The 3,083-nt window shown below is 57.2% G+C and carries 4 protein-coding genes; 1 reads left to right on the plus strand and 3 read right to left on the minus strand.

Annotated features, from left to right (window positions below; translation table 11 throughout):
* Nucleotides 1-21: 21 nt before the first annotated feature.
* Both EJQ19_RS32080 and EJQ19_RS30985 read right to left on the minus strand, forming a co-directional pair.
* Entirely contained in the window at nt 22-159 is a 138-nt protein-coding gene (locus tag EJQ19_RS32080; RefSeq protein ID WP_164716845.1) for a hypothetical protein, read from the minus strand.
* Nucleotides 160-165: 6 nt separating this feature from the next.
* Nucleotides 166-1,071, minus strand: coding sequence for an S-layer homology domain-containing protein (locus EJQ19_RS30985; protein WP_126145073.1), 906 nt, complete (start codon nt 1,069-1,071; stop codon nt 166-168).
* Nucleotides 1,072-1,243: 172 nt separating this feature from the next.
* Between EJQ19_RS30985 and EJQ19_RS30990 the strand changes: the two genes are divergently transcribed.
* Nucleotides 1,244-2,137: an alpha/beta fold hydrolase gene (locus EJQ19_RS30990; protein WP_241243165.1), complete on the plus strand. Its 894-nt coding sequence runs from the start codon at nt 1,244-1,246 to the stop codon at nt 2,135-2,137.
* Nucleotides 2,138-2,149: 12 nt separating this feature from the next.
* Here EJQ19_RS30990 and EJQ19_RS30995 read toward each other — a convergent pair.
* Nucleotides 2,150-3,083 (minus strand): PDZ domain-containing protein (locus EJQ19_RS30995; protein WP_126145074.1); only part of this gene is annotated, 934 nt, incomplete at its 5' end.

Genomic DNA, 3,083 nt, shown 5'->3' on the forward strand with positions numbered 1-3,083 from the left:
CGAGAGGAAAGAAGCGTTCTTTTAATCAACGCTAAGCATCGGCGAGCAAGGGGATGCAAGCCAAGGCGACGCAGCGAGCAACGACGAGCGCGCCTCGGATCCGCCGGGATTCGTCGTGCGCTGCGACGCCACATCGCCGGGCATTCGTACGCGTAACACCTATCGCTACTTCACAGCCGGTTCAGCCGTCACCTCATAGCCCGAAGCCACATACGTGACCGCTTTCGGCTCCGTCACCATTTGCGTCACCATTTCGCCCGGCGCCGGATTGCGCAGCACGTATGTCACAACCGCGTGTCCCCGATCCTTAAACGTGATCGATTGAATATCGATCGCGTAACCGCCGGTCGGCTTGCTGCCGCGGGACAGCGTAACTTTGTTCACATCGTCCGTTACCTTCTCCACCGACACGCTCACATTCTCCGTCTGCGGCGTTTCCGCATGCGAGTGCGCCTCAAGTACCTTGATGGCGTTATAGAGCCATGTGGCGGCCTCACCGCGCGTCAGCTCCGCTTTAGGATTGAAATTGCCTTCGCCGTCAAGGGCAGCAATTTTATAGAGCAAGAGCCGCTGTATCGTGCCCTGCAGCTCCGGCGTGATCTGATCTTCGTCCTTGATGATCACGAACATTTTGACCATCGGGAAGTCGCCCTTCGATTCCAACGCGCTGACCAACAGGTTGGCAAACTGCTCGCGGGTAATTGTCCCGTTCGGGTTCACGTCGCGCGGAATGGACATGTTGTTGAAGTTGGCAATGATAAACGCATCGGCATACCAAGCGTCATCCGGCACGTTCGTAAACGAATCGGACGCCAGCGGTTTTTTAAAAAACTGAATGTGGTCCAGATTGAGCCCAAGCCCCTTCACAATCATTTGCACGCTCTGTGCATAGCTGATTTTCCCCCGGGGAACAAAATGCTCGTTATCAAATCCGCTCACGATGCCTCGCTCCTTCAGCGACATAATCGCCTCCTGCTGTCCTTCATCCAGATCCGAGAACGCGTAAGCCGAGCTCAGCGTCAAACTGCTCGCTAACAGCACCGTCATTGCCATCGCCATCATTTTTTTCATCGTCCAAAGCTCCTTTCGTTCGAGGCGTTCCTGACGCCCCCCTTGTACCCTCTAAACGGCTTCTCACAGCAAAAGGTTGCACCTGCGCCTAGCGCCGCACGGACACATTTCATGCCTTAGGCATATGGTAATTCCATAGGCATTTATCACGGATAGAGAGGATTTGCTTTCGATGACTTTCACACAATTTCCTGAACCGCCGGTTCAGATATACCCGGATTGGCCCGCCATGCAGGCGAACATCCAGGCGACCTACGTTCAGCCGGCTTGGACGTATTCCCCCGGCATCTGGCGGCAGGACCCCCCAGTTCCCCATCGGGATCACGTGCAGTCGTTAACATTTGTTCTCATCCACGGCTCCTGGGCCGACGCCAGCTTCTGGACGCCCGTCGCCGCCGAGCTGACGAGAGTGGGCCATACCGTCTACGTCCCCGAATATCCCGGACACGGCAACGATCCGAACACCAACGTCTCCCACAGCACGATGACAAAGTCTATTGCCGATTTTATCATCCAGCATAACCTGCATGACGTGATTCTAGTCGGACACAGCTTCGGCGGGTCGCTTGTGCAGACGGTATCCCAACTCGTCCCGGATCGGCTCAAGCGGCTTGTCTTCCTGAATGCGTTCGTCATCCAAGACGGCGGCATGCTCGCGGACGAATTTCCACCTGCCGTTGTGGAACAGTTCCAACAGCTCATCAAAAGCTCAGGCAATAACACCTTAATGCTGCCCTTTCCCCTGTTCCGCGAAACGTTCACGAACCTCGCCAGCCTCAGCGACGCACAGCGCATCTACAACGGTGTCAAGCCCGAACCAGCGCGGCCTTTTTTTGAAAAGCTCCATTTGAAGAAGTTTTATGCGCTTCCTATTCCCAAAAGCTATGTGCACCTTCTCGAAGATACCGCCATTCCACTTGGCGATCCGCGGTACGGGTGGCACCCGCACATGTCCAGCCGGCTCGGCCTGTATCGGCTCATTCAACTGCATGGCGATCATATGTCGACGACGATGCTGAATGGCGAGCTGGTCGCGCGCAAGCTCTACGAGGCCGCACGCGACTAAAAGCGGCCTCCGTCATCGGCAGGCCGCTTCATAGCCTGGCTGAGGGTGTGCCTTCAGCCAGTTCAAGATATCATCGAGCGTGCGCACCGGCACGATGTTCAACGCCGGCGCGCCTTTGCGAGCGTCGGCCTCATTGCTTTCCGGCACGAAGAAGACGTCGGCGTCCGTGCGGGAGATCGTGTAGGCTTTCTGTTCCAACCCGCCTACCGCCCCAACAGAGCCGTCCGGCTCGATCGTGCCCGTACCGGCCACATGGCGACCGTACGTGACGCCGCACGGCGTCAGTTGATCAATCAGCGTGAGCGCCAGCATCGCGCCGTGCGACGGGCCGCCTTCATGCAGGAAATAATCGTGATACTGCACGGTATCCGGAATATCGTAGTGCAATTGATTTGCGATCAGAATGCCGATGGAAGCCCGGTTCGGGTCGTCGCCGCTCGGTCTCGTTTTCACGCTCAGCTCGCGTGACGCGCCGTCCCTTTGTACCGTCAACGAAACCGGCTGTCCGGGCTGTACCCCTTTCATCTGGACGCTCAGCTCCTCCACCGTCCGAATCCCCTTGCCGCCAAGCGAAACAATCACATCGCCCGGTCGCAGCACCTCGTTTGCCTGGCTGTCCTTGAGAATCGCCGTAATGCGAACGCCTTGAGACGTGATGCCTCGGCCGAGTCCAACTTTCTGGAACGCAATCGCGCTGCCCGCCGCATTGGCATCTTCCTTCTCGGTGCGCACCTCCTGATTGTATTCAGAGATGCTCATGCCGAGATTTTCAATTTCGAACGAGTAATCCTTGAACAGCTTCGCATACACCCAATCGATCGGAAACGCCGGCCGCTCGAAAACGAGCACGCCGGTAATCTGGCCATGCGTCTCGCCGCCGCCCGCTTTGGCGTAGCGGTTCATCGGCAGCGTCAGGCCCGGATACGTCTGTCTCTTATACACATCT

The sequence above is a fragment of the Paenibacillus whitsoniae genome (assembly GCF_003955665.1).
Taxonomy (GTDB): domain Bacteria; phylum Bacillota; class Bacilli; order Paenibacillales; family NBRC-103111; genus Paenibacillus_E; species Paenibacillus_E whitsoniae.